Raw genomic sequence first — 20,964 nt, forward strand, 5'->3', positions numbered from 1 at the left:
GTATGTTATTCGGACAAAATATTTGAAGAAACTGGAATTTCAGCAGACCTCTATATACAAGGCATTCTTTTTTCTTTAATTCGTTTTTTATGTAAAAATATTAATATGTAACAAATAATAAAAAAGTGTTGCAATGATTGTTGCATTGTGATACGATAACTGTATGAAAAACATTCTATACCCTGGCTGTTCTGCCAGTTGATTTCCAATTGATAATTAATTTTTCTTTGAATAATCAATTTCTATCAGCTGATTATTGTAAACATGTTCTGGAATAGTACCATTATCAGGCGGCATATTATAGTTAATAAATTCTAATAATCTCCCATGAATATTGTATGTAAATTAATATATGCACTATATATAATTAATTTGTAACAGTAAATTCAAGGAGGGTGTCTATGAACAGAAGAAAAGAACATATAAACATTTTTATTGCAGTTTTATTAGTAATCAGCATAATACTGCCTTCGTTAAGTGCAGCTGCAAAAGAAAAGGAAACTGTGCAAACCCAAAAAGCAACTGTAATTGATGTAACCGATTATGGGGCGGACCCAACCGGAGTAAAGGACAGCACAGAGGCGGTCTGGGATGCCCTTCAGGCAGCAAAAGAACTGGAGAAGAACGGAGAGCCCGTAACGCTGAATTTTCCAAAGGGTGAATATCACATCTATAAAGACAAGGCTCAGATAAGAGAATATCACACTTCTAATACAAACAGTATTCAAAGCCCTCAGAAGACGATTGGCATTTTGCTAGATGGTCATGAGAATTTAACAGTCGAGGGAAATGACTCCTTATTTATGATGCACGGAAATATGATGGCAATTGCTGTCGTAAACTCTGAAAACGTTACGCTGCAGAATTTTTCATGGGATTTTGCAGTGCCTACGGTATCCGAGATGACCATAACCGGGATGGGGACGAAAGAGGGGAAACAGTATACCGATTTTTTTATTCCCTCATGCTTCCCGTTTGCGATCAAGGAAAATACAATTGAATGGCAGAGCGAACCAAGTCCATATACAGGAGATCTTTATTGGACTGAAACCGGAATTCATAATGCCTATTCTATCGTGGCACATCACCCGGAAGAAGAAATGACCAGAGCATATTTTACTTCCGATTCTCCATTTAGCAATGTATCAGGCATAACAAAATTAAGTGATACGCAAATAAGAATTACCTATCAGTCAGCAAGACCTTCTATGCAGAAAGTAGGGATGCTGCTAGAACTGGCAAGCAGTGCTTACCGTGAAACAGCAGGTGCTTTTACCTGGGAAAGCAGGAATGTGCTGGTTCAAAATGTGAATGTACATTTTATGCATGGCTTTGGTTGGCTTTTGCAGATGACCACTGATGTTACTTATAGAAACTGTAACTTTATGCCAAGAGAAAATTCAGGTCATTATACGGTAAGTTATGCAGATATTATTCATGCATCCGGGGCAGCAGGGGAGATTAATATTGAAAATTGTAATTTCTCAAACTCCCATGATGACCCGATTAACTTACATGGTACATTTACCAGAGTGGAGCAGAGAAGAGATAACCACACGCTTCAGTTAAAATATATCCATACACAGCAGGGAGGTTTTCCCCAGTATCATGTGGGTGACCAGGTTGCATTTTTTACCAGAGATACGCTAGAGTCTACGGATCATGAAAGTCTTTATACTGTATCGGAAGTGGTTTCCAATCCAGGGGAAGATGAAAATGATTTGAGAACAATGATAATTAAGTTCCAGGAGGAATTGCCGTCTGATCTGTCCGAACAAATTGGAGGACAACCCAGGTTTGTAGCGGAAAATGTTACCTATGCACCGCAAGTGACGGTAAAGGGATGTACGTTTAAGAACGTGCCTACCAGAGGAATTCTGTGTACAACCAGAAATCCGGTATTGATTGAGGACAACACTTTTTTAAATATGTCTATGGCTTCCATTTACTTGTCTAATGATTCGGATGAGTGGTATGAATCAGGTCCTATCCGGGATATGACAATCCGGAATAACACCTTTTACATTAAAAACATAGGAAGAACCTCATGGGAATATGCCCCGGCAGTTTATATTCATCCGGTTACTAAAGGAGGCGGTCTGCCTTCTGAAGATAATCCCATCCATAAAAACATTCTGATCGAAGGGAATACCTTCCATATGGATACGGATACGGTGGTAAAGGCAGAGAGTGTGGAGAATTTAACCATACGGAATAATAAAATCCTGCGCACCAGCCCGGATATCCAGATTCAGATTGAGTCCGTTCAAAATCAGATCATAGTGGGTGAATCCAAAAAAATAAATATGACGTCTTCCGGGGACAAGCACGAAAGACCGCAGGATAATGTTTATGAGTTTACCAAATGTAAAAATGTATTGATTGAAGGGAATACATATGATGACGGATTAAAGCTTTATGCAGTAAAGCATCCGGGAATGTCGGATCATAATCTGGTAATCCGTGATAAAGAGATTAAAATGGTGGAAGACAGGAATCAGCCCGTAGCAGACCCTGTTCGCAGGATCCACTATGCAAGTACGAATCCGGAGGTTATTTCCGTGGATGACAATGGAAATATGACGGGAAAAAGCAATGGGAGATCACAGATATTTGCCTATTATGAATGGAATGGGACTATAATTAAATCCAATTCATTAGAGTTAACAGCAGGAAGCGGAACCCCATCAGAAGATGTATCCGTCACTATTGAGGAAGAAGACAACCTCCTGTTGGATACGGAGAATCTGGATAGTGAAAACATGTCCTATCAATTTACTGCAGCAACGGAACCGGAAGCAGAAATTACCTGGTCCGTAACAGATTTAAAAACAGGAGACTTATCGGATACGGCGTCAATTGATGAGAATGGGTTACTAACAGCCAAAAAAAGCGGCATTGTCTGGGTAAATGCTTTTGCAGGAAATAATACTGCAAGAAAAGCAGTCATTATAGTACTGCCACAGACGGAGACACTGAGTAAACAATTTTCGGTAGTAAGAGAAGATAAAGATAGCTATACCCTGACTCCGGATGGAGTTACCATCGATCTTCAGCCCGGCGACCTCTATCAGATCACAGGCAGCAATAATGTGAAGAATTTGTTTTTATACGAAATACCGGAAGGGATGAATAAGGATAATCTTCGCACGGTCATTAAAGCAGATAACCTTCCCGTGAAAGAAGGCGGGCAGTGGGATACCGGTTCCTTTATCCTGTATCGGGATGACGATAATTATGTTACCATAGGAAAAAAATCACATTATGATGGAATTGCTTCTGTAGTGGAGATAAATGGCACGGCAGTTGAGAATGGAGGAAATGCTTCCGAAAATGGGGTTTCTGCTGCATATTTGGGATTTACGAAAACAGATGAGGGAATTTCTCTGGACTACAGGCTGGAAGATGGTGAATGGCAGCATGTTACAGATATCCAGGAATCACCGCTGGGAGATAATTATAAAATTGGATTTGCAGGATGGGAAACCAACGACAGAGGGAAAACAATTAGTTTTACCGGACTCAAAATGGGTGATGCATCCCTGACGTATGAGGAAGTGGAGGCATTAGAGCCGGTTTCATTTACCGGATTTGAAAATCAAAAGCCCAGTGCAGCCAACCTGGCATTTCAGGAACAAAATTACCAGGCAGGCGACAAGGTAAGCATCCTTTATGACTTTGAAGACCCGGACGGGGACAGTGAGGGAGAGACGCTTTATCGGTGGAATTTTGCCCAAAGCGGTAAAACGGTTGTCACGGCGGAGCCATCCATAGAAGCAGAAGAGACAGGGGTATTGACCTGTCAGATCTATCCTGTTGACCAATACGGAACACCAGGGATACCTGCAGCAGCAGAAACAGTAATTGGAGAAGGTGAAGCAACAGCGGAATTAAAATCTTTAAAGCTAAATGGGCAGCAGCTTTATAATAAAGGCGGGGACCAAAAAGAATTTACATTCAATATCCCGGTTGAACTGGAGAAAGCAGAGCTATCGTATGAATCCGTTAATAACGAAGTTGGATTGATAGAAATAAGCAGAAATGGGATGCAATTGGAAGGAGAACTTAAAAATTCCGACGATATTGTAATTCCAATAGACAATGGTGATACTTATACAATCAAACGAAGTGACACGGATATTTACGTGATTCATATCAAAATGATACAAGACAGTAACACTCAGATTGATCAGATTGCCTTAGATGAATTAGGATTTTCAGAACAGCGGCCACAGGAAAAGAGCTATTTTCTGAATGCAGAGGCAGGCAAAACAAGTGGAAACCTTGTGATAACGGCAAATGACAGAATTGGTAAAGTGGATGTACTGGAAGGGGAATATCGGAAAGAGCTGTCTTTGACAAAGAATGGAAACACCTGGTCCGTACCGGTATCATTTATAAATGGATTGAATTCCTATTATATCCGGGTAACTGCAAAAGACGGCATGACCGTGAAACAGCATATGGTCCATGTAAACTATGAAGCAGATACTTCAGCTTTCTTAACAGGCATACAAATTAATGGAAAAGATATAGAAAATTTTGAAGCAGATAAACTTAAATATCTGACTACGCTGGATGAGGGGGCCGCAACACTAGAACTGGCTGCTGTTCCAAATGCAGGTGCAGAAATAAAAATTGTTATTAATGATGTTATTACCGAAGGAAATGAAGCCGTATCGTCCAATCTGCAAAAAGGCAGAAATCTGATAAAAATTATTGTTACGGCACCAGATGGCATCAACAAAGTAATTTACAATATAAATGCAATACTTCCCTATAAGGAAAACGTAAACCTACAGGATATTTTGTTAAATGAGAAGAACGTTGCGGCAGAATTTGGCGAAGAAAATTCCATAACAGAGTACATTTCAGGGGACACGGTTCAGGTTAAGGCAGCAGCCCAGGATAATGGAGCTAAGGTGGAACTTGTCTGCGGAACACAAAAAGCGGAAGGAATCCAATCGGCAGAGGGTGAATTTTTCATACACAGGGAAAATCCCCAGATAAAAGTTAAAGTAACGGCACGGGATGGGAAAACAACAGATGAGAAAGTTATCAATCTGAAAAAGGCAGTATATCTGTCTGATCTCACCTATGAGCCGGGAGCTACCGTTGGATATGGGGAAATACAAAAAGACAAATCATCTTCCGGAAATGCACTTACACTTGCAGATGATCTGGGAAAAGCTGTTACCTTCCACAAAGGCATCGGAACCCATGCGGAATCCGTTATAGAATATAACATAACGGGGAAAGAGTATGAGAAACTGGAAGGTTATGCAGGTGTTGACTATGACCAATACAATGCAGAGTATGGAAGTGTACAGTTCCAGATATTTGTAGATGGAGAAAAGAAATTCGACAGTGGGGTAATGCTCCAGAAAACGTCTATGAAAAAAGTGGACCTGAAAATAAAAGGTGCTTCCAGAATTACCTTAAAAGCATTAGCGGGAGAAAACAACTGGAATGACCATGCTGACTGGGCAGATATGAAATTGTTGTCAGAGTTTCAGGAACAGGCAATCAATGAGTTTACCCAGACTATTCAACGGCCGGAGCATGGAACGATTACATCCAGTGTGGAAGGAACTAAATTAACGCAGGGAAGCACAGTAACCTATACCTTTGCTCCGGAAGAAGGTTATCGCTTGAAGAGTGCCGCCATAAATGAAGCCTTAATTAACCCGGAAAATGGTATTTACACCATAGAAAGTGTTGAAAGAGATATTACGGTAACAGCAGAATTCGATAAAATACCTGCACCGAAGTATACCGTAATTTTTGATTCCAATGGTGGAAGCAAAGTAGAAAATCAAATAGTGCAGGAACATGAAAGGGTAACGCGTCCGGCTGATCCGGTCCGAAACGGTTATACATTTGGCGGGTGGTATCAGGATTCTTCACTGACAGTTAGCTGGAACTTCGAAGCTAACCAGATTCTGGCAGACACCACAATCTATGCAAAATGGAAAAAAGATGTAATTCCGTCACCGGGTAAAGTAAATAAAATTACACTTAATAAAAAATCTGTAAACCTGGCGGTAAAAGACAGCGTAAAAATTTCAGCCATTGTCCTGCCGGCAAATGCTCAGAATAAAGCAGTGGAATGGACTTCCTCCAACAGCAAAGTGGCAGTGGTAGACAGCACAGGAAAGGTATCGGCAAAGGGGGCAGGAGAAGCAATTATTACTGCAACAGCAAAAGATGGCAGCATGGTAAAAGACCAATGCAGGGTAAAAGTGGGGTATCGCATCACATATAAACTAAACAAGGGGACAAATGCCCCGGCAAACCCTTCTATTTACATTAGTGATCAATTGATTAAATTGAAAAAGCCATCCAGAAAAGGATATTATTTCTCAGGCTGGTATAAAGACCGTAAATTTAAAAAGAAAATAACCAGGATTTCTAAGGGAACAAAGGGAAATCAAACTGTGTATGCAAAATGGTCCAGGGTAAAAACAGAAAAAGTAAATAACCTGGAATTAGCAGGGAAAAAGAAAGGAAAATTGAAAGTCAGGTTCCAAAAAGTATCAAAAGCTTCCGGATATCAGATTGTATATGCAGCAAACAAGAAGTTTAAAAAATCCCGAAAAATAGATGTTACCCGCACATTCAAAACAATTAGCAAGCTCAAAAAAGGTATTTATTATGTTAAAGTGCGGGCTTATAAAAAGGACTCAAAGAATGCAAAAGTATATGGTAAATACAGTATCGTAAAAAGTATACGGATAAAATAATAATATTCGCTGTGGATCATATAAAAAAATTTAGAGACGCCATAAGATAACGGATGCTGTTATTTTATGGCGTCTTTTCCCATGCCGTTTGCAACTCCCATTTACCGGTATCAAATATTTGCCTTAAAAAATGACTCATATATTCCAGCTTTTTTCGAAGTGGAGGATATTGGAAATAGTCAATACCCTGTGGATGCATGGCATTTTCCATAATCCGTGCCCGGTCTTCGGATGGAAAACTTTTGGAATAATAATCAATAAAATATATGTTGCCGCTCTGGGAAGCAGCAGTAAAATCAAGATCTTTCTTGTCTTCATTTGTCCGGTAACTGTAATCATAGGAGAAGCCCGATGGATTCAATTGATTGAATACATCATCCTCATAATCATTAAGACCTTTCCCGGGTCCGGCGATTTTAGCATACCGGTCAATGGCATGGCTTATTTCGTGATAAATCGTACTTTCCAAACTGCTGAAATTGGATGCATTGAGAACAAGATACTGACTGCCATCCTCATAAAAGTAGACACCATTGGCATGATCCGGATTATTGTTTCCCACAGTACTAAAATTACCGGCAATATAGATGCCCAGCTTTCCGGTTTCCGTTGTGTTGAGTTGTTCAAAGAAGTCATCAGGATAGGAGGAAAGAGCTTTTTCTAATAGTGAAAGACTTTCTTTTAGCAAACGGGTCTGGTAAACGGGTTCTACATGATAACCCGGAAATTCTCTTTTACAATCATCGGCCAGGAAAATATTTACACCATACCGTTTGCCTAGTATTTCGGCACGATCTTTCAGTGCCTGAATCCCTTCCATGTCGGGCTGATCGGAGAAGTAATATTTTGTAGTATAATCCACAGAATCCTGTGTGAGTTCTGTCTTCTGATTCAGATCCCAGAGTACAATATGTGAGTAGTTATGTTTAAACTGGAATACTGCCATATGGATAGAAGGCAGATATACCAGGTCCTGGGGAGATCCAACAAACTGTTCACTGCCGGACTGCAGGGAAAATGAGGTTTTATATGTATTTTTTCCAGTGGACAGATCGTAGTAGTAGAGATCACAACTGCCGTAATCGGATGTGCTTTCCTGGAGTTTTGGAATGGAAGTCAGTGCCAGTCTGTTATCTAAATCAAACATGAGATTCCCATAGCCCAGGGAATCATCCAGTACCAGTTCCCGGATCTCCGGCTTACTGTCTGGAATCTGATAAAGTGCTTCCATTAACCCATCCTGGTATAGTGCACCAAAGGAATCATTCTGGGAGGTTAGCTGTATGCTGCCGGGAATAGTGCGAAGTATTTCATTGGCGGAGATATCTATAAAATTCGTAACATAAGAATTCTGCTCACTTCCCGTACCGTTAACCGCCAGTATCTTACCGTCAGAAAGCAGCTGTAAAGTTGTACAGAAGTTATTTTCCACCAATCCGCTTTTTATTGGACGGAGAGATTGGTCTGCAGTGGACAGCTCCTTCAGCCCGGATCCATCGGAGGCAAAATAATAAATCCATTTTTTATCCTCCGTAATCAGAGGTGTGCGGATACAGGGTTCTAACAATGAAATACGTCCGGTTTCTTTTAAACGGCTGTTGAGATAAATGAATTCCTGAGAAACGCTGTCAAATAAGCGGAGTTCTTTTTTGGAAACCGCAATATTCTGCTTATCCAGATGAATGGCACCCGTAATGGCAGCTGTGTGCAGGATTTTATTTTTAAGCGGGTCATAGAGATAGAGGGAAAGTGCATTATGATCCTGCTGGATTACCAGTAATTGTCCCTGAAATGACAACAGTATCTGATCCGTGTATTCTTTCTGGAAAGGATAATCCAGGTCTGAAAGGCTGCCGCTTTCATTGAGGGGAGTACCATTCTCCTGTTCGGTCTCTTTCGTATCAGATGTATCTAATGTGTTCGTATCAGGAGTAATGATGCCTGGCAGTTCCGACCAGGGTGAGCTGTTTTTAATGCTGGGGAGTGAAAGGATGGCTGAGTCAGTGCCCGAAAGGATGGAAGGTAAAACCGGCAGGTGCGCGTGTGACTGCAATGACTGAGCAGGAGTGGACGCCAAAACAGAGGCAGCAAGATTTTGCTGCCCGCAGGCTAACGGTATGATACAGATTGTAAGGATACATATTCGGGTTACTCTTTTTTTCATCACATCACCTTTATAATATCGTATGTCCGCCTGTCTGACTCAGTAACGGAAATTCAGTTACAATCTCAAAGCGTCCTTCCCGGTATGAGGAAGACATAGTGCCGCCGGATTTTTGCGCAAGAGCTTTGGCAATATTTAACCCAAGCCCGGTATTGTTGTGAGATCTCGCCCGGTCGGATACGTAAGTGCGGTCAAATACCAGGGGAGCTTCATCAATGGAGATCAGGTCCGTATCGTTGGAGAAGGTAAAACAAACCTTGTTGTCCGTCAGTTTTAGATTTACAATCACACAGGATTTCGAGTATTTCAGAGCATTTTGTGTAAGATTTGTAAATATGCGGACAAGGGCATTGCGATCCAGATTCACAAGAGGAAGATTTTCCTGCAAGTCCATATGTACCCGGATCTCTTTTTTCTCGAAATCTTCATAAAATGCCAGGACTACTTCGCATAGAATTTCATATACATTCAATGGCTGGGGGTTAAGCCTGTAGTCTTTAGAATCAATCAATGATAAATCATAGAAGCTTGTGATCAGAGACTGAAGTACTTTTGCCCTTTTACGGACAATCTCCACATAATGCTTCTGTTCGCCGGCGGTGGTATCCGGATCATCCATCAGTTCCAGATATCCGATAATTGACGTAAGGGGAGTACGAAGATCATGGGAAATATTGGCGATCTCCTGGCGGAGCTTATGTTCTTTCGACTCATATTCAATTCGAAGCTTTTGTTTTTCATCTAATTCCATGTTAAGGTCAATAAGAAACTTCTCCAGATCTTTATCCGGGACAGCCTGGTGGATGCGAAGATTCGTAACCGGCAGATCTTTGAGATCTTTAAACTGCCTCCTGGCATCTCGGATACCATGGCGCAGGGAGAAGTAAAGAATGGCAAAAACCAAGGCTGTTAGCCCGGATATGACGCAAAATATAGCCATATTCCCCCCTCCATTCCTTATCAGAGTATGTTTGTGTCACTATTTTACTTCTTTATTCAGGAAGCATTTATAACCAATATAACCGAATATCAGAGAAAAGACAATACCAACTATCCAGCACCGAAGCATTCCCAAGGGAGTATCCCAGACCATATTTAAGAAGTAGGAACCCGGTTGTTTCCCATATTCATTGAAGATTCCCAGAGGTAACACAGAAACAACTACCCTTGGCCATTCGTATACATTTCCAAAAATTTTCAGTAAATAATAAGGTCCGAAATGGATTAAGGAAAAGACTGCGATGATTGTACTGCTGTTATCAAACAGGAAGAACAGACAGTGAAAGGTAACCAGTCCGGCTATCCAGAGCGGAAGGGAACCCAAAATAGCGCGAAGCAGAGCATAGAGGTTTTCGTTTCCGCTGTTTTCCAGTGTCAGATAGGACGAAGCAATGATAACCACAAATAAAAACAGTGTAATAACCATGCACAGAACGATCTCTGTGATAAACTTTCCAAAATAAATGGAGAGTCTGCCGGTTCCAAAGGATACGGAGTTTTTCATGGTGTGGTTCTTAGATTCCTCTCCTATGATCAAATTTGATATGAAAAAGGTGAAGATCATGGGGAGAAACATAGCACTTGTTACATTCATAAAAATAAACCCGGTATTGGAATAGGGAAATCCGGCACCCGCCATGTTTTTAATTGATAGTGTAAACAAACAAAGTCCGATAAAGGTAGCAGCAAGTACCGCTGAAAAAATATATAAAAATCGTTCCCGGAATCCCCGGTACAGTTCACTCCTGATATAATTAATCATTTTTATACCCATTGCATATTGCAGTCTTGCCTGCAATACTGCCACAATAAACAGGTTGAAAGAATCACACTGTGGCTTCCTTTCTATATCATAATTTTCTTTCAACCTTAGAGCGTGTTTGAAAATACATTCCCGCCATCTGCATGCCCTACGTGCGGCATATTTGCCCGGAATTCAGGTTATGTAGCCCGCTACGTGCCCTGAATTCCGGGCAAATCTCCCGCAAACTATGACACACAGCTGTCAGAAAGCAGTTTAAAAACACGTTCTATTTCCTCCCATAAGCGACAGATAGTATGCTTCCAGGTCAATACCCTGGGTCTGCATTGAAAAAAGCTGAATCTGGTTTCCTATGAGCAGGGAAGAAAGAGCGGGTCCCTGATCGATGCAGCCAAACAGATGAATTACACCGTCCGGAAGTACATCATAATCCGTACAATGCAGGTGCTGCTCAATCAAAGCAGATGCTTTATCCGGCTTATCCACACAAATTTCTAAATAAACACGGCATTTTTTTTCAAGATCCTTTGTTGAAATCTGTTCTATCATAACGCCTCTTTCAATAAATCCATAGCGGGTAACAAGATTTTCCAGCTCAGAGAGGATATGGCTGGAAATCAAGATGGTGATTTTCTGCTGATGGTTTAAATTTAATAAAAGGTTACGAAGCTCTACAATACCTTCCGGGTCCAACCCATTAATGGGTTCATCCAGGATTAAAAAAGAAGGGTGGCTCATCAGTGCAAGCGCAAGTCCCAGCCGCTGCTTCATACCAAGGGAGAAGTCTTTAAACTTTTTCTTGCCGCAGTCGTCAAGATGTACCTGTGCCAGAGCATCTTTCATATACTGCCTGCCGGTAATTCCACGTTGTATACGGTAATATTCTAAATTTTGCACTGCTGTGAAATCAGGGAAAAATCCCGGCGTCTCAATAATGCAGCCGATTTTGTGCCGGGAGATGTTCAGACCTCTTGCAGAATCTTCGCCAAACAGGCTTAGATTGCCTGAAGTAGGGGCTGTCTGTCCGGCAATTAATTTTAACAGAGTTGTTTTGCCCGCACCGTTGTTGCCTACCAGTCCGTAGATATCACCGGACTGAATCGTTATATCTGTAGGGGCAAGTGCTGTAAAATCCCCATATTTTTTACAGATCCCACTGGCGGTAAATATGTTGGCATTCATTTCTTAAGTCCTTTCCAAAAGTGATATCTGTATTATAAGGGATGAAAAACAAATAAGCTCTTAAGCAAACTTAAAGAAATCATAAAGATGATTCGATGAAAGTCATGCATTTTAAGATTATGCCATCTTAAAGCCAATTCCCCATATGGTCTTAATATATTCTTCATCCCCGCATATCTTTGCTATTTTAGAACGAATATTGCTGATATGCACATTGATAGTATTGTCTTCTCCAAGGTAATTTCCATGCCATACTTCCTGATAAATGGCATTTTTGGAAAATACCCGGGATGGACTTTTTACAAGCAGCAGGAGGATGTCATATTCATAAATTGTAAGATTCAATGGAATCTCATCAATGGCAGCGCTTCTGGCATCTGCATCAATCGAGAGACTTTTGTATGTAAAGACCGCTTCATGAACAGGAATTGCTGAGTAGCTCTTGTATCTTCGCAGCTGGGCTTCCACTCTTGCAAGAATTTCGTCTCTGGCAAAAGGCTTCGTCATGTAATCATCAGCACCTGATTTTAAAAGGTGGACTTTGTCGTCCAGAGCAGTCTTTGCCGTCAGGACAATAACGGGTACATTGGATTTATTTCTGATATGCCCAAGCAGTTCTTCGCCGGAAATTCCCGGAAGCATCAGATCCATAATAATCAGATCATAATGGTCCAAAGAGAGGCAAAGTCTGGCTTCTGTACCAGAATAGGCAGAGGTGGTTTCATAGCCCTGCTTTTGGAGAATTTTTGACAAGAGCCGGTTAATATCATTATCATCCTCAACGATTAAAATCTTTTCCATAATGGGGAATCCTTCTTTCAGTCTTATTTTTATCGGATATGGTTATTGTTACTTTTATGTACCTGTATGGAAATCTTGGTAATATATTGTGAATCATCTTTTTCTGCAATTTCATCTATGATTCCCTCTTTATAGGAATAATCACAGATTTCATAATGGTTTTCTTCAATAAAGTCCAACAGCTGCTGATATGCACTGTCTGCATTATAGTAATTTCCTTTAAGATAAGTAACCGCATAAAATCCGGCGGGTTTAAGAAATAATTGCGGGAGAGACAGCTGAGTAAGTACTTTGGTGAAAAAATATGCATAAGTATCAAAGGCTCCGCCTAAGAGACTTTCCTTGTCGATCATGGCGCCGAAGGGGTGACCGACATTTAACTGATTTTGAAAACAAAAAGATAAATGTTCATACAGGGTTTGTATGACAAGGTCATGATTGCTGCTGTGGATGGGGCGGCTTAAAATCAAATATTCTGCCGGGCACTCGACCAATATAACCTTTCCGGGATCTATCTGCCGGCTGGAGGTTACCAGTTCCATTTTTGTCTGTATGAGCCGGTTAATTCGCTCCAGATGCCGGATTTCCTGGGAAACTTTCTTTTGCTGTTCGGTGAGAAGCGCCATCAGTCTTGGCGGATTGCGGGAGTCCAGATAGGACTTAATCTCTTTGAGCGGCATACCGATTTCCTTTAATGCCGTAATAACAGCAAAGACATCGCATTGCTGTTCGGAATAATACCGGTACCCCCGGGCATCTGTTTTCACAGGAGAAAACAGACCGATTTCCTCATAGTGAATCAGTGTTCTTTTATTGGTGCCGCATAATTTGGCAAAAGCTCCGGTATTTATACATGGATTTGAATTTTTTTGCATAATTATACAATCTCCTCTTGACTATACCGTAACGGTATACCTTATTATAAAGCTGCTAATGAATTAGGTCAACTACAGGATACATTATATAGAAAAAAGAGAACTGTTGCTATCGAAAAGGAGAACAATTATGCCAAAATTAAGCGACCGCGTAGGTACATTTACAGACTCTGTAATACGCAGAATGACAAGAATCAGTGATGAATATGATGCGATTAACCTTTCACAGGGATTTCCGGATTTTGATCCGCCAAAGGAAATCACCGATGCCCTGGCAAAAGCTGCAAAAGAAGGACCTCATCAGTACTCGATTACCTTTGGTGCTGAAAATTTCAGAGAAGCGCTTGCCAGAAAACACGGAAAGGGAATTGGAAGAACCATTAATCCGGAAACGGAAATCGTCGTAACCTGCGGAGGCACCGAAGCCATGATGGCAGCCATGATGACCGTCTGTAATCCGGGAGATAAGGTAGTTGTATTCTCACCGTTTTATGAAAATTACGGTGCAGATGCCATTTTGTCTGGAGCAGAGCCAAGCTATGTACCGCTGGTTCCGCCGGAATTTAATTTTGATGAAAAGGTTTTGGAAGATGCATTTAAGCAGAACGTAAAAGCAATTATCGTGTGTAATCCCTCAAATCCATGCGGAAAGGTATTTACCAGGGAAGAGCTTCTGACCATTGGAAGGCTTGCCGAGAAATACGACGCATTTATCATCACTGATGAAGTGTATGAACATATTATTTATAAGCCTTATGTGCATGTACCAATGGCGGGGCTTCCGGGAATGTATGAAAGAACCATTACCTGCAGTTCCCTGTCCAAGACGTATTCCATTACCGGATGGAGACTGGGATATCTGATCGGACCGGAAGAGGTAATTGAAAATGCAAAAAAAGTGCATGATTTCCTTACGGTAGGAGCGGCATCCCCATTACAGGAAGCAGCAACGGCAGGGCTGAATTTCGGTTCGGATTATTATGAAAATATGCAGCAGATGTATACGGAAAAAAGGGAGTATTTCTTAAAAGGACTGGATGATATCGGAATTGCCCACACTGTACCCCAGGGATCTTACTTTGTGCTGGTAGATATATCCAGGTATCTGGAGAATGAGATGTTTGCAGGATATTCGGATATGGAGTTCTGTGAATGGATGATTAAAAATATTGGAGTTGCAGCAGTTCCCGGCTCCAGCTTTTTCAAAGAAAACGTAAATCATTTGATTCGGCTGCATTTTGCAAGGGAAAAATCAACCCTAGAAGAAGCACTGCGCAGACTGAAGAAAATGGAACAGCTTTTAACAGATAAAAATGACGGTAAAACAGTGGATTTATAGAAAACATGGAACTTACATCTAATTGCATATAAAGTTCAGGAGAAAATAAAATGTCAGAATATACGGTTTCATTTACAAATTATACAATTGGTGCAGATGCATATCAGTCTTTTGGAACAGTCTGCGTAAAACTTGGCAAACGTTTTGTATTAATCGGAGGAGAGACAGCTTTACGCAAGGGAAGAGAAAAGCTGTCAGCATCCATAGAGGAGTCAGAACTTCGGATGGTGGAGTGTATCGCCTCCGGAAAAGACTGTACATATAGCAGGATACATGAGCTGGCAGGACAGATTAAAAAACTGGGAGCAGACTTTATCGCAGGCATGGGAGGCGGTAAGGCGCTGGATACGGCAAAAGGTGTTGCCTGTGACCTGCAGATTCCGGTAGTGACACTGCCCACGATAGCAGCTACCTGTGCGGCTTCCACAGCTTTATCCGTAGTTTACCGTGAGGACGGATCTTTTGAGAGTTTTTATTATTTTGAAAAACCGGCGGTACATACATTTATCGATACAAAGATTATTGCAGAAGCGCCCGATTGCTATCTGAGAGCTGGAATGGGAGACACCATTGCCAAACACTTTGAATGTCATCTTTCTGCAAGAGGAGACGAACTGGATCACAGTTCCGCAATGGGAAGAGAAATCAGCAATCTATGTTATGAACCGGTATTAAAATATGGGCACCAGGCATTAGAGGACTGCAGGAAGCATCAGGTTACCTATTCTTTAACGCAGGTTATCCTGGCAAACGTGATAAGTACGGGAATGGTATCTCTTCTGGTTCACGATGATTATAATGGAGCAATTGCCCATTCCGTTTTCTATGGACTGGCAATCCTGCCAGGATTCGAGGAGCAGAATCTTCATGGAGATGTGGTTGCTTATGGTGTTCTGGTTCAGTTAGCAGTGGATGGACAGATAGAAGAGATGGAACGCCTGTATTGCTTTCTGAAGGAACTTTCCATGCCGGTAAAACTGGAAGATATGGGAATAAAAAACGACCGTGGGGGAATGGCTGAAGTTTTAAAGGAAATTGTACAGGGACCGGATCTTAAGCATATGCCTTATCACGTGTCAGAAGATATGATATTTGAGGGAATGCAGCAAGTAGAGAAATTGAGTATAGAAAATATGTGAAAGCCTATGGTATGCATATTAGAGCGTGCTTGAAAATTCTGATAAAAGTAATTTTGAAATACGCTATAGGAGGAAAGAAAAATTAATGAACACATCAGATGTAAATGTAAAAAATATAATAAAATTTGTCCTGTTCTCTGTTTTTGGCATTGGAATGTTTTTGATTCCCATACCAAAGGATAATTCCTTTACTACAGGAATTTCTGAACTGCAAAGTGCTGTTAAATCCTGGATGTCAGCGATTCTTCCATATTTTGTATTGATCCTGATGCTGGTAACAACAATTGTATCTGCAGTTGACTTTATCTGGAAACCAAAGTGGATCAGGGATCATAAGGCATTAACAAGAATATTTAAGGTGACGCCATTTTATCTCATAACAAAAATTTTAAGTCTGGTTATTACGGCTATGGTTATATTCAAGGTGGGGCCGGAGTTAATTATTTCTGCGGATACCGGGGCAAATATGGTGAGTCTGGCGGGTTCCCTCGTATGCATTGTACTGGCATTTAGTTTTATTATGCCTTTTCTGACCGATTGCGGAATTATGGAATTTTTGGGAGTCATAGCAAAACCAGTGGTAAGGCCGCTATTTCGTGTTCCGGGAAGAGCATCTGTGGATTTAATTGCATCCTGGTTCGGGGCATCTAATGCTGCTGTAATTCTAACCCGTGAGCAGTACAACGGAGGATATTATACCGGAAGGGAAGCGTCTGTCATCATGACAAATTTCTCCCTTGTTTCCGTTCCGTTCTGTCTGTTAGTTGCAGAGACCCTGGAGATCACCCAGGTATTTCCAAGCTTTTACTTTGTAATCTGTATTGTAGGAATCTTCCTGGCTTTCGTACTCACAAGAATTCGTCCGCTTTCAAAAATACCGGATGAGTATAATCCGAAGACCGGAAAACGCATTCAGGAAGAAGTACCATCACACATTTCCACCCTGGGCTGGGCAATGGAACAGAGCTGCAAACGTGCCGGAGAATTTGGTGTACATACGGTAATAAGCTCTGGGATGAAAGTGCTGACCGGAATGTTTTTTGACCTGATCCCAATTGTAATAACCTGGGGAACGGTCAGCCTCATATTGGTAGAATATACACCAATTTTTCAATGGATCTCTTATCCAATGGGGTGGTACCTGCAGTTACTGGGTGTGGAACATGCATTCCAGGCAGCACCGGCAACCCTGGTCGGGTTTGTAGACATGTTTATCCCGGCATTGTTAATCAGTTCCATCACCTCTGTGAAAACAAAATTTATCATCGGGGTACTGTCTCTTGTCCAGATTATATACCTTACGGAAGTAGGGGCGGTAATTATTAAAAGTAAGGTTCCTATGGGATTAAAAGAGTTGATTATTATCTTTTTGGAAAGAACAATTATAAGTTTGCCGATTATTGTTTTACTGGCTAATATATTGATTAAATAAATACTATGTATAATGAAGCGGGGCACGTTTACTTTTTCAGTAATCGTGCCCCGTTTTTATAGGTTTTATTATGTCTATCTTGAAGATTATATTTATAATTAAAAATATTCTGTAATATGCTTAATTATTTGAAGTATAGCCGATTATGTAGAATTAGTACCTCAGCAAACGATTTATCAACAGCTCACAATAGGAAATAAATTTGGGGCAAATATGACGTAAAGTGGGGCGTGCAGATAGTTTTAAATACGATCTTGCTTACACTTCTAAGAATTTGCTTTAATTTCTATACTGAAGTAATCTTTCTCCTGAGCGCAATATATTATTAACTGATCAGAGTATTCTAAGTTTGGAGTGACAGTTCCAATTTTAGCACTATTTATATAATCTATTAAGACTTGTTCTTTATAATCTTCTTTTAGGCTCTCTAATATAGTTTTCAGCGTTTCCAAGATTTCTTTTCTTAATTTTATATTATCTAAAGGAGTATTATTCTTAATTGTGTAAGAAACAGAATAGACTTTTTCGTCAGCATCGCTACCCAAATAGATGTCAATAGTGTCAGCCTCATTTTTTAAGTGTATGTATGATTCACCATTAACACCGTCTGATTTGTCACTTAAAAAATTATTATTTTCCAATAATGATTTTCTTAATATAATGGGTGAAATGGAGAGGAAAGTATTATTATTCATTGCCTCATTTTCTTCCGCAATTGCTTTTCTTTCTATATCATTTTCACTCTCTTGATTTATAGAATTACTCTCAGTAGTCACAAGATTATTTTCTGTTAAGAATTTTTTGTTTGTAGAATATTCTGTATTTTCAGCCTCTTCCAAAGAAAAATTTGTTGAACAGCCGCATATAAAAAGAAAACAAAAACATAATACTAGTATTTGTGATATTTTTTTTATCATTAATTAGTCCCTTTCTTTTATAATGGCACCATGATCAAGCTCATATACTTTATCGCAAAGTAATTCAATATTTCTTTCATCATGACTTGTAAGTAGGATAGTTTTACCACTTTTTTTAGCATGTATAATCACCTTATGTATAGCATCTACCCCTTCCTTATCCAAAGCATTAAATGGTTCGTCTAGTATCAATATGGATGGGTTTTCCATAATTGCTTGGGCTATACGTAGGCGCTGCTTCATCCCTAGTGAATATTTTTTCACTTTTTTTTCTTTTTCAACCAATAAACCAACCGCTGATAGTGTATTTAAAATCTCATTATCATCTATTTCTTTTCTAATTTCAGCTAATACTTTGAGATTATCATAACCACTTAAGCTTTCTATAAAAATGGTTTCACCAATCACAACTCCTGCATCTTGAATAAATGCAATATCTTTACCAATAATTTTGTCATTTATACATATTTCTCCAGTATCTATATTCATAAAACCACAGATAGCGCGTAGTAGCATTGTTTTTCCAGAGCCGTTATAACCTATAAATCCATAACACTTTCCATCCATTAACTCAAGATTAATGTCAGATAAAATTTTTTGATTTTTTAATGTTTTAGTTACATTATTTAATTTTATCATTTTGTCTCCTTAATAAGGTAATTGTATTGATCGAACTGGTTTTCTATATTTTACAAGTAAAAAGAATACTATGTTTAGGATGATTCCATCTATAAAATAATTTTGGTTGTTGAAAAGTAGTATATTTATATTTGCTATTGTCATATCGGCAATAGTTATTATAATCAGTGCTATTGTTCCTGTAAAAAATGCCTCAGCTACCCCTTTATTACAATAGACTTGAAATATAACTTCTTGTAAAAAATTAATGAGTAAAATGCTGTTAATACTATGTAAAATTAAGAGACTTATCAGTTGATTTTCTGAAATTAATAGTCCGGATAAATAGCATTTATGTGAAATTATATATAACATACAGTTAAATACAAATATAAAACACATGGACATTTTCATACATGGACACTTCATTATTTTGATGGACTTTGATTTGCTGCCTGCTCTTGTGTATATAAAATTGAAATAGCTTCTATCTTTTAATAAGAATGAACTACACCCAATCATCAAACTAATAAAATAATATGATATGGGTAGAAAAAGTATGGTTACGTCGTTTTTACTTAAATAAGGATAAATACTATAATTATCAGAAACAAAAATTATTTGAAAAAGATCTATTCTTGTTAATTCATAATCGTTATTGTTTATATATATGCTCAATTTATCAAGACCCATAATTGCTGAAAGAAGAGCAGTGCATACACCCCAAATTATAATTATTGTATAGGTTAAGTATTTTCTTTTTTTAGGATACAATCTCTCTTCTTCTCCTTTTTAAAAATATCCATACCAATAAAAAGTCTAGAGCTGCCAACGGTATCAATGGGATAACCGTTTCTAGAGTAGAATAGGAACTATTATAAGCAATTACAGAGGATGGAATATGAAATAAATGTAATCTAAATAATGAGTATGTATAATATTCGAGCATATAAATTAAAATGGGAATAAACAATACATAAAACTCTTTCCTTGTATAAAGAGCAATGGCACATGAAAGTCCGGCAAATACACATCCGATTAAGAAATATATCGTCATTGACATAAAAATAAAAAAAATATAAGGAAATTTAGAGTAAAATCCTTCAGGAAATATTGATGCAAAGTCACTTATATTATCAAGAGCAGGAGTCATAAAAAAGCTGCCAATAGTAAAATATATTATAAACGCTAAACAAATACAAAGACCGCCTTCTAATGTATAAACTAAAATAGCCTGAATTAAAGTTTTGTTATAACTTTTAAATCTACCTGCACCAAAAACAAAATAACTTTTACGCTCACGTAAAAAAGGAATTGTAGGTACTACTGCAAAGAGCGGAAAAATATATACAATATAACGAAATGCTGAGTCAATATATATCTCCCAATGCATAATACTATCAAGAAAAATCTTTTGATACTCACTTTTGGTAAGTTCAGTTAGGTCAGGAGCATTATAATCCATAAAAAACATAATCTCTGCAAAAGTACTCTCAAAAAACCAAGAAATACCCAAGCAGAGAAGCAATGCAAAAAAACTAATAAAAAAATACGGATTACATATTCTATATATATTGATTTTTTTCATTTTATTTTCTCCATACTTATTTTGTGGGGGCGCCCCCCGCTATTTCATATAGTACCTATATACCATTGTCTATTATTATTATCCGTTAAATTTACAACTGCATTTAAATTTGTTGTAGCCATAGTTGCATATGCTGTATATGCTTCTGAAGTTTTAAATTGTATGTAAAAGTTTATCTTCATTGAATTCCCTTATGCTAAACAGTTATTTCAAGCGGAGACCTGCTCCAGTTTCCCTTCCCATATGCTTTGTTCTGATCTTTATCAAGTTTCAGATAACTAACATTAAACGCAGTGTTTATTTTTTCAATCTGCCAATATAATTTTTAATAGAAAGTTCAAATATTATTTTCAAGAACTTATATAATATTGTAATTTACCTTTTATATATTGTCAATATATTTC

The 20,964-nt window shown here is 39.0% G+C and carries 14 protein-coding genes; 4 read left to right on the top strand and 10 right to left on the bottom strand.

Annotated features, from left to right (window positions below; translation table 11 throughout):
* Positions 1 to 401 precede the first annotated feature (401 nt).
* Complete coding sequence (locus tag QR40_RS17350) at positions 402 to 6,743, top strand: NPCBM/NEW2 domain-containing protein (RefSeq protein WP_044296133.1); 6,342 nt, start codon at positions 402 to 404, stop codon at positions 6,741 to 6,743.
* 64 nt (positions 6,744 to 6,807) lie between these two features.
* Here QR40_RS17350 and QR40_RS17355 read toward each other — a convergent pair whose 3' ends face one another.
* The 7 genes from QR40_RS17355 to QR40_RS17380 all read right to left on the bottom strand — a co-directional run bounded on the left by QR40_RS17355 (position 6,808) and on the right by QR40_RS17380 (position 13,527).
* Positions 6,808 to 8,907, bottom strand: coding sequence for a hypothetical protein (locus tag QR40_RS17355; RefSeq protein WP_044296134.1), 2,100 nt, complete (start codon positions 8,905 to 8,907; stop codon positions 6,808 to 6,810).
* A gap of 10 nt (positions 8,908 to 8,917) precedes the next feature.
* Complete coding sequence (locus QR40_RS17360; RefSeq protein WP_052377924.1) at positions 8,918 to 9,847, bottom strand: sensor histidine kinase; 930 nt, start codon at positions 9,845 to 9,847, stop codon at positions 8,918 to 8,920.
* A gap of 39 nt (positions 9,848 to 9,886) precedes the next feature.
* Positions 9,887 to 10,714, bottom strand: coding sequence for an ABC transporter permease (locus QR40_RS17365; RefSeq protein ID WP_152614230.1), 828 nt, complete (start codon positions 10,712 to 10,714; stop codon positions 9,887 to 9,889).
* Positions 10,715 to 10,843: 129 nt separating this feature from the next.
* Positions 10,844 to 10,909, bottom strand: a complete 66-nt coding sequence (locus QR40_RS33780) for a DUF6783 domain-containing protein (RefSeq protein WP_416389853.1) — start codon at positions 10,907 to 10,909, stop codon at positions 10,844 to 10,846.
* A gap of 15 nt (positions 10,910 to 10,924) precedes the next feature.
* Complete coding sequence (locus QR40_RS17370; RefSeq protein ID WP_044296136.1) at positions 10,925 to 11,851, bottom strand: ABC transporter ATP-binding protein; 927 nt, start codon at positions 11,849 to 11,851, stop codon at positions 10,925 to 10,927.
* A 117-nt stretch (positions 11,852 to 11,968) separates the two neighbouring features.
* Positions 11,969 to 12,652 carry a response regulator transcription factor gene (locus QR40_RS17375; protein ID WP_044296138.1) on the bottom strand — a complete coding sequence of 228 codons (684 nt, stop codon included), beginning with the start codon at positions 12,650 to 12,652 and terminating at the stop codon, positions 11,969 to 11,971.
* Between the two features lie 29 nt (positions 12,653 to 12,681).
* Complete coding sequence (locus QR40_RS17380; protein WP_044296139.1) at positions 12,682 to 13,527, bottom strand: MerR family transcriptional regulator; 846 nt, start codon at positions 13,525 to 13,527, stop codon at positions 12,682 to 12,684.
* A gap of 130 nt (positions 13,528 to 13,657) precedes the next feature.
* Here QR40_RS17380 and QR40_RS17385 point away from each other — a divergent pair, with 130 nt between their 5' ends.
* From QR40_RS17385 to QR40_RS17395, 3 genes are all read left to right on the top strand, one after another.
* The gene (locus QR40_RS17385) at positions 13,658 to 14,866 is read left to right on the top strand and encodes a pyridoxal phosphate-dependent aminotransferase (RefSeq protein ID WP_044296140.1); all 1,209 of its coding nucleotides are present in this window, start codon (positions 13,658 to 13,660) and stop codon (positions 14,864 to 14,866) included.
* A gap of 50 nt (positions 14,867 to 14,916) precedes the next feature.
* On the top strand, positions 14,917 to 16,005 hold the full coding sequence (locus QR40_RS17390) for an iron-containing alcohol dehydrogenase family protein (protein WP_044296141.1): 1,089 nt from the start codon (positions 14,917 to 14,919) through the stop codon (positions 16,003 to 16,005).
* Positions 16,006 to 16,090: 85 nt separating this feature from the next.
* A complete protein-coding gene (locus QR40_RS17395; protein ID WP_044296142.1) occupies positions 16,091 to 17,437 on the top strand; it encodes a YjiH family protein in 1,347 nt (448 codons plus the stop codon).
* A 266-nt stretch (positions 17,438 to 17,703) separates the two neighbouring features.
* Here the strand turns inward: QR40_RS17395 and QR40_RS17400 are convergent, their stop codons facing one another.
* The 3 genes from QR40_RS17400 to QR40_RS17415 all read right to left on the bottom strand — a co-directional run bounded on the left by QR40_RS17400 (position 17,704) and on the right by QR40_RS17415 (position 20,560).
* The gene (locus QR40_RS17400; protein ID WP_044296143.1) at positions 17,704 to 18,354 is read right to left on the bottom strand and encodes a hypothetical protein; all 651 of its coding nucleotides are present in this window, start codon (positions 18,352 to 18,354) and stop codon (positions 17,704 to 17,706) included.
* A 3-nt stretch (positions 18,355 to 18,357) separates the two neighbouring features.
* On the bottom strand, positions 18,358 to 18,993 hold the full coding sequence (locus QR40_RS17405; RefSeq protein WP_044296144.1) for an ABC transporter ATP-binding protein: 636 nt from the start codon (positions 18,991 to 18,993) through the stop codon (positions 18,358 to 18,360).
* A 742-nt stretch (positions 18,994 to 19,735) separates the two neighbouring features.
* Positions 19,736 to 20,560 carry a hypothetical protein gene (locus QR40_RS17415; protein ID WP_044296146.1) on the bottom strand — a complete coding sequence of 275 codons (825 nt, stop codon included), beginning with the start codon at positions 20,558 to 20,560 and terminating at the stop codon, positions 19,736 to 19,738.
* Positions 20,561 to 20,964: the final 404 nt, after the last annotated feature.

This window comes from Robinsoniella peoriensis, assembly GCF_000797495.1.
Lineage (GTDB): Bacteria > Bacillota > Clostridia > Lachnospirales > Lachnospiraceae > Robinsoniella > Robinsoniella peoriensis.

What these genes read in the sequence shown, in the direction of transcription:
- QR40_RS17350 (WP_044296133.1), top strand. Translation starts at nt 402, where the DNA reads ATGAACAGAAGAAAAGAACATATAAACATTTTTATTGCAGTTTTATTA.
- QR40_RS17355 (WP_044296134.1), bottom strand. Translation starts at nt 8,907, where the DNA reads ATGAAAAAAAGAGTAACCCGAATATGTATCCTTACAATCTGTATCATA.
- QR40_RS17360 (WP_052377924.1), bottom strand. Translation starts at nt 9,847, where the DNA reads ATGGCTATATTTTGCGTCATATCCGGGCTAACAGCCTTGGTTTTTGCC.
- QR40_RS17370 (WP_044296136.1), bottom strand. Translation starts at nt 11,851, where the DNA reads ATGAATGCCAACATATTTACCGCCAGTGGGATCTGTAAAAAATATGGG.
- QR40_RS17375 (WP_044296138.1), bottom strand. Translation starts at nt 12,652, where the DNA reads ATGGAAAAGATTTTAATCGTTGAGGATGATAATGATATTAACCGGCTC.
- QR40_RS17380 (WP_044296139.1), bottom strand. Translation starts at nt 13,527, where the DNA reads ATGCAAAAAAATTCAAATCCATGTATAAATACCGGAGCTTTTGCCAAA.
- QR40_RS17385 (WP_044296140.1), top strand. Translation starts at nt 13,658, where the DNA reads ATGCCAAAATTAAGCGACCGCGTAGGTACATTTACAGACTCTGTAATA.
- QR40_RS17390 (WP_044296141.1), top strand. Translation starts at nt 14,917, where the DNA reads ATGTCAGAATATACGGTTTCATTTACAAATTATACAATTGGTGCAGAT.
- QR40_RS17395 (WP_044296142.1), top strand. Translation starts at nt 16,091, where the DNA reads ATGAACACATCAGATGTAAATGTAAAAAATATAATAAAATTTGTCCTG.
- QR40_RS17400 (WP_044296143.1), bottom strand. Translation starts at nt 18,354, where the DNA reads ATGATAAAAAAAATATCACAAATACTAGTATTATGTTTTTGTTTTCTT.
- QR40_RS17405 (WP_044296144.1), bottom strand. Translation starts at nt 18,993, where the DNA reads ATGATAAAATTAAATAATGTAACTAAAACATTAAAAAATCAAAAAATT.
- QR40_RS17415 (WP_044296146.1), bottom strand. Translation starts at nt 20,560, where the DNA reads ATGAAAAAAATCAATATATATAGAATATGTAATCCGTATTTTTTTATT.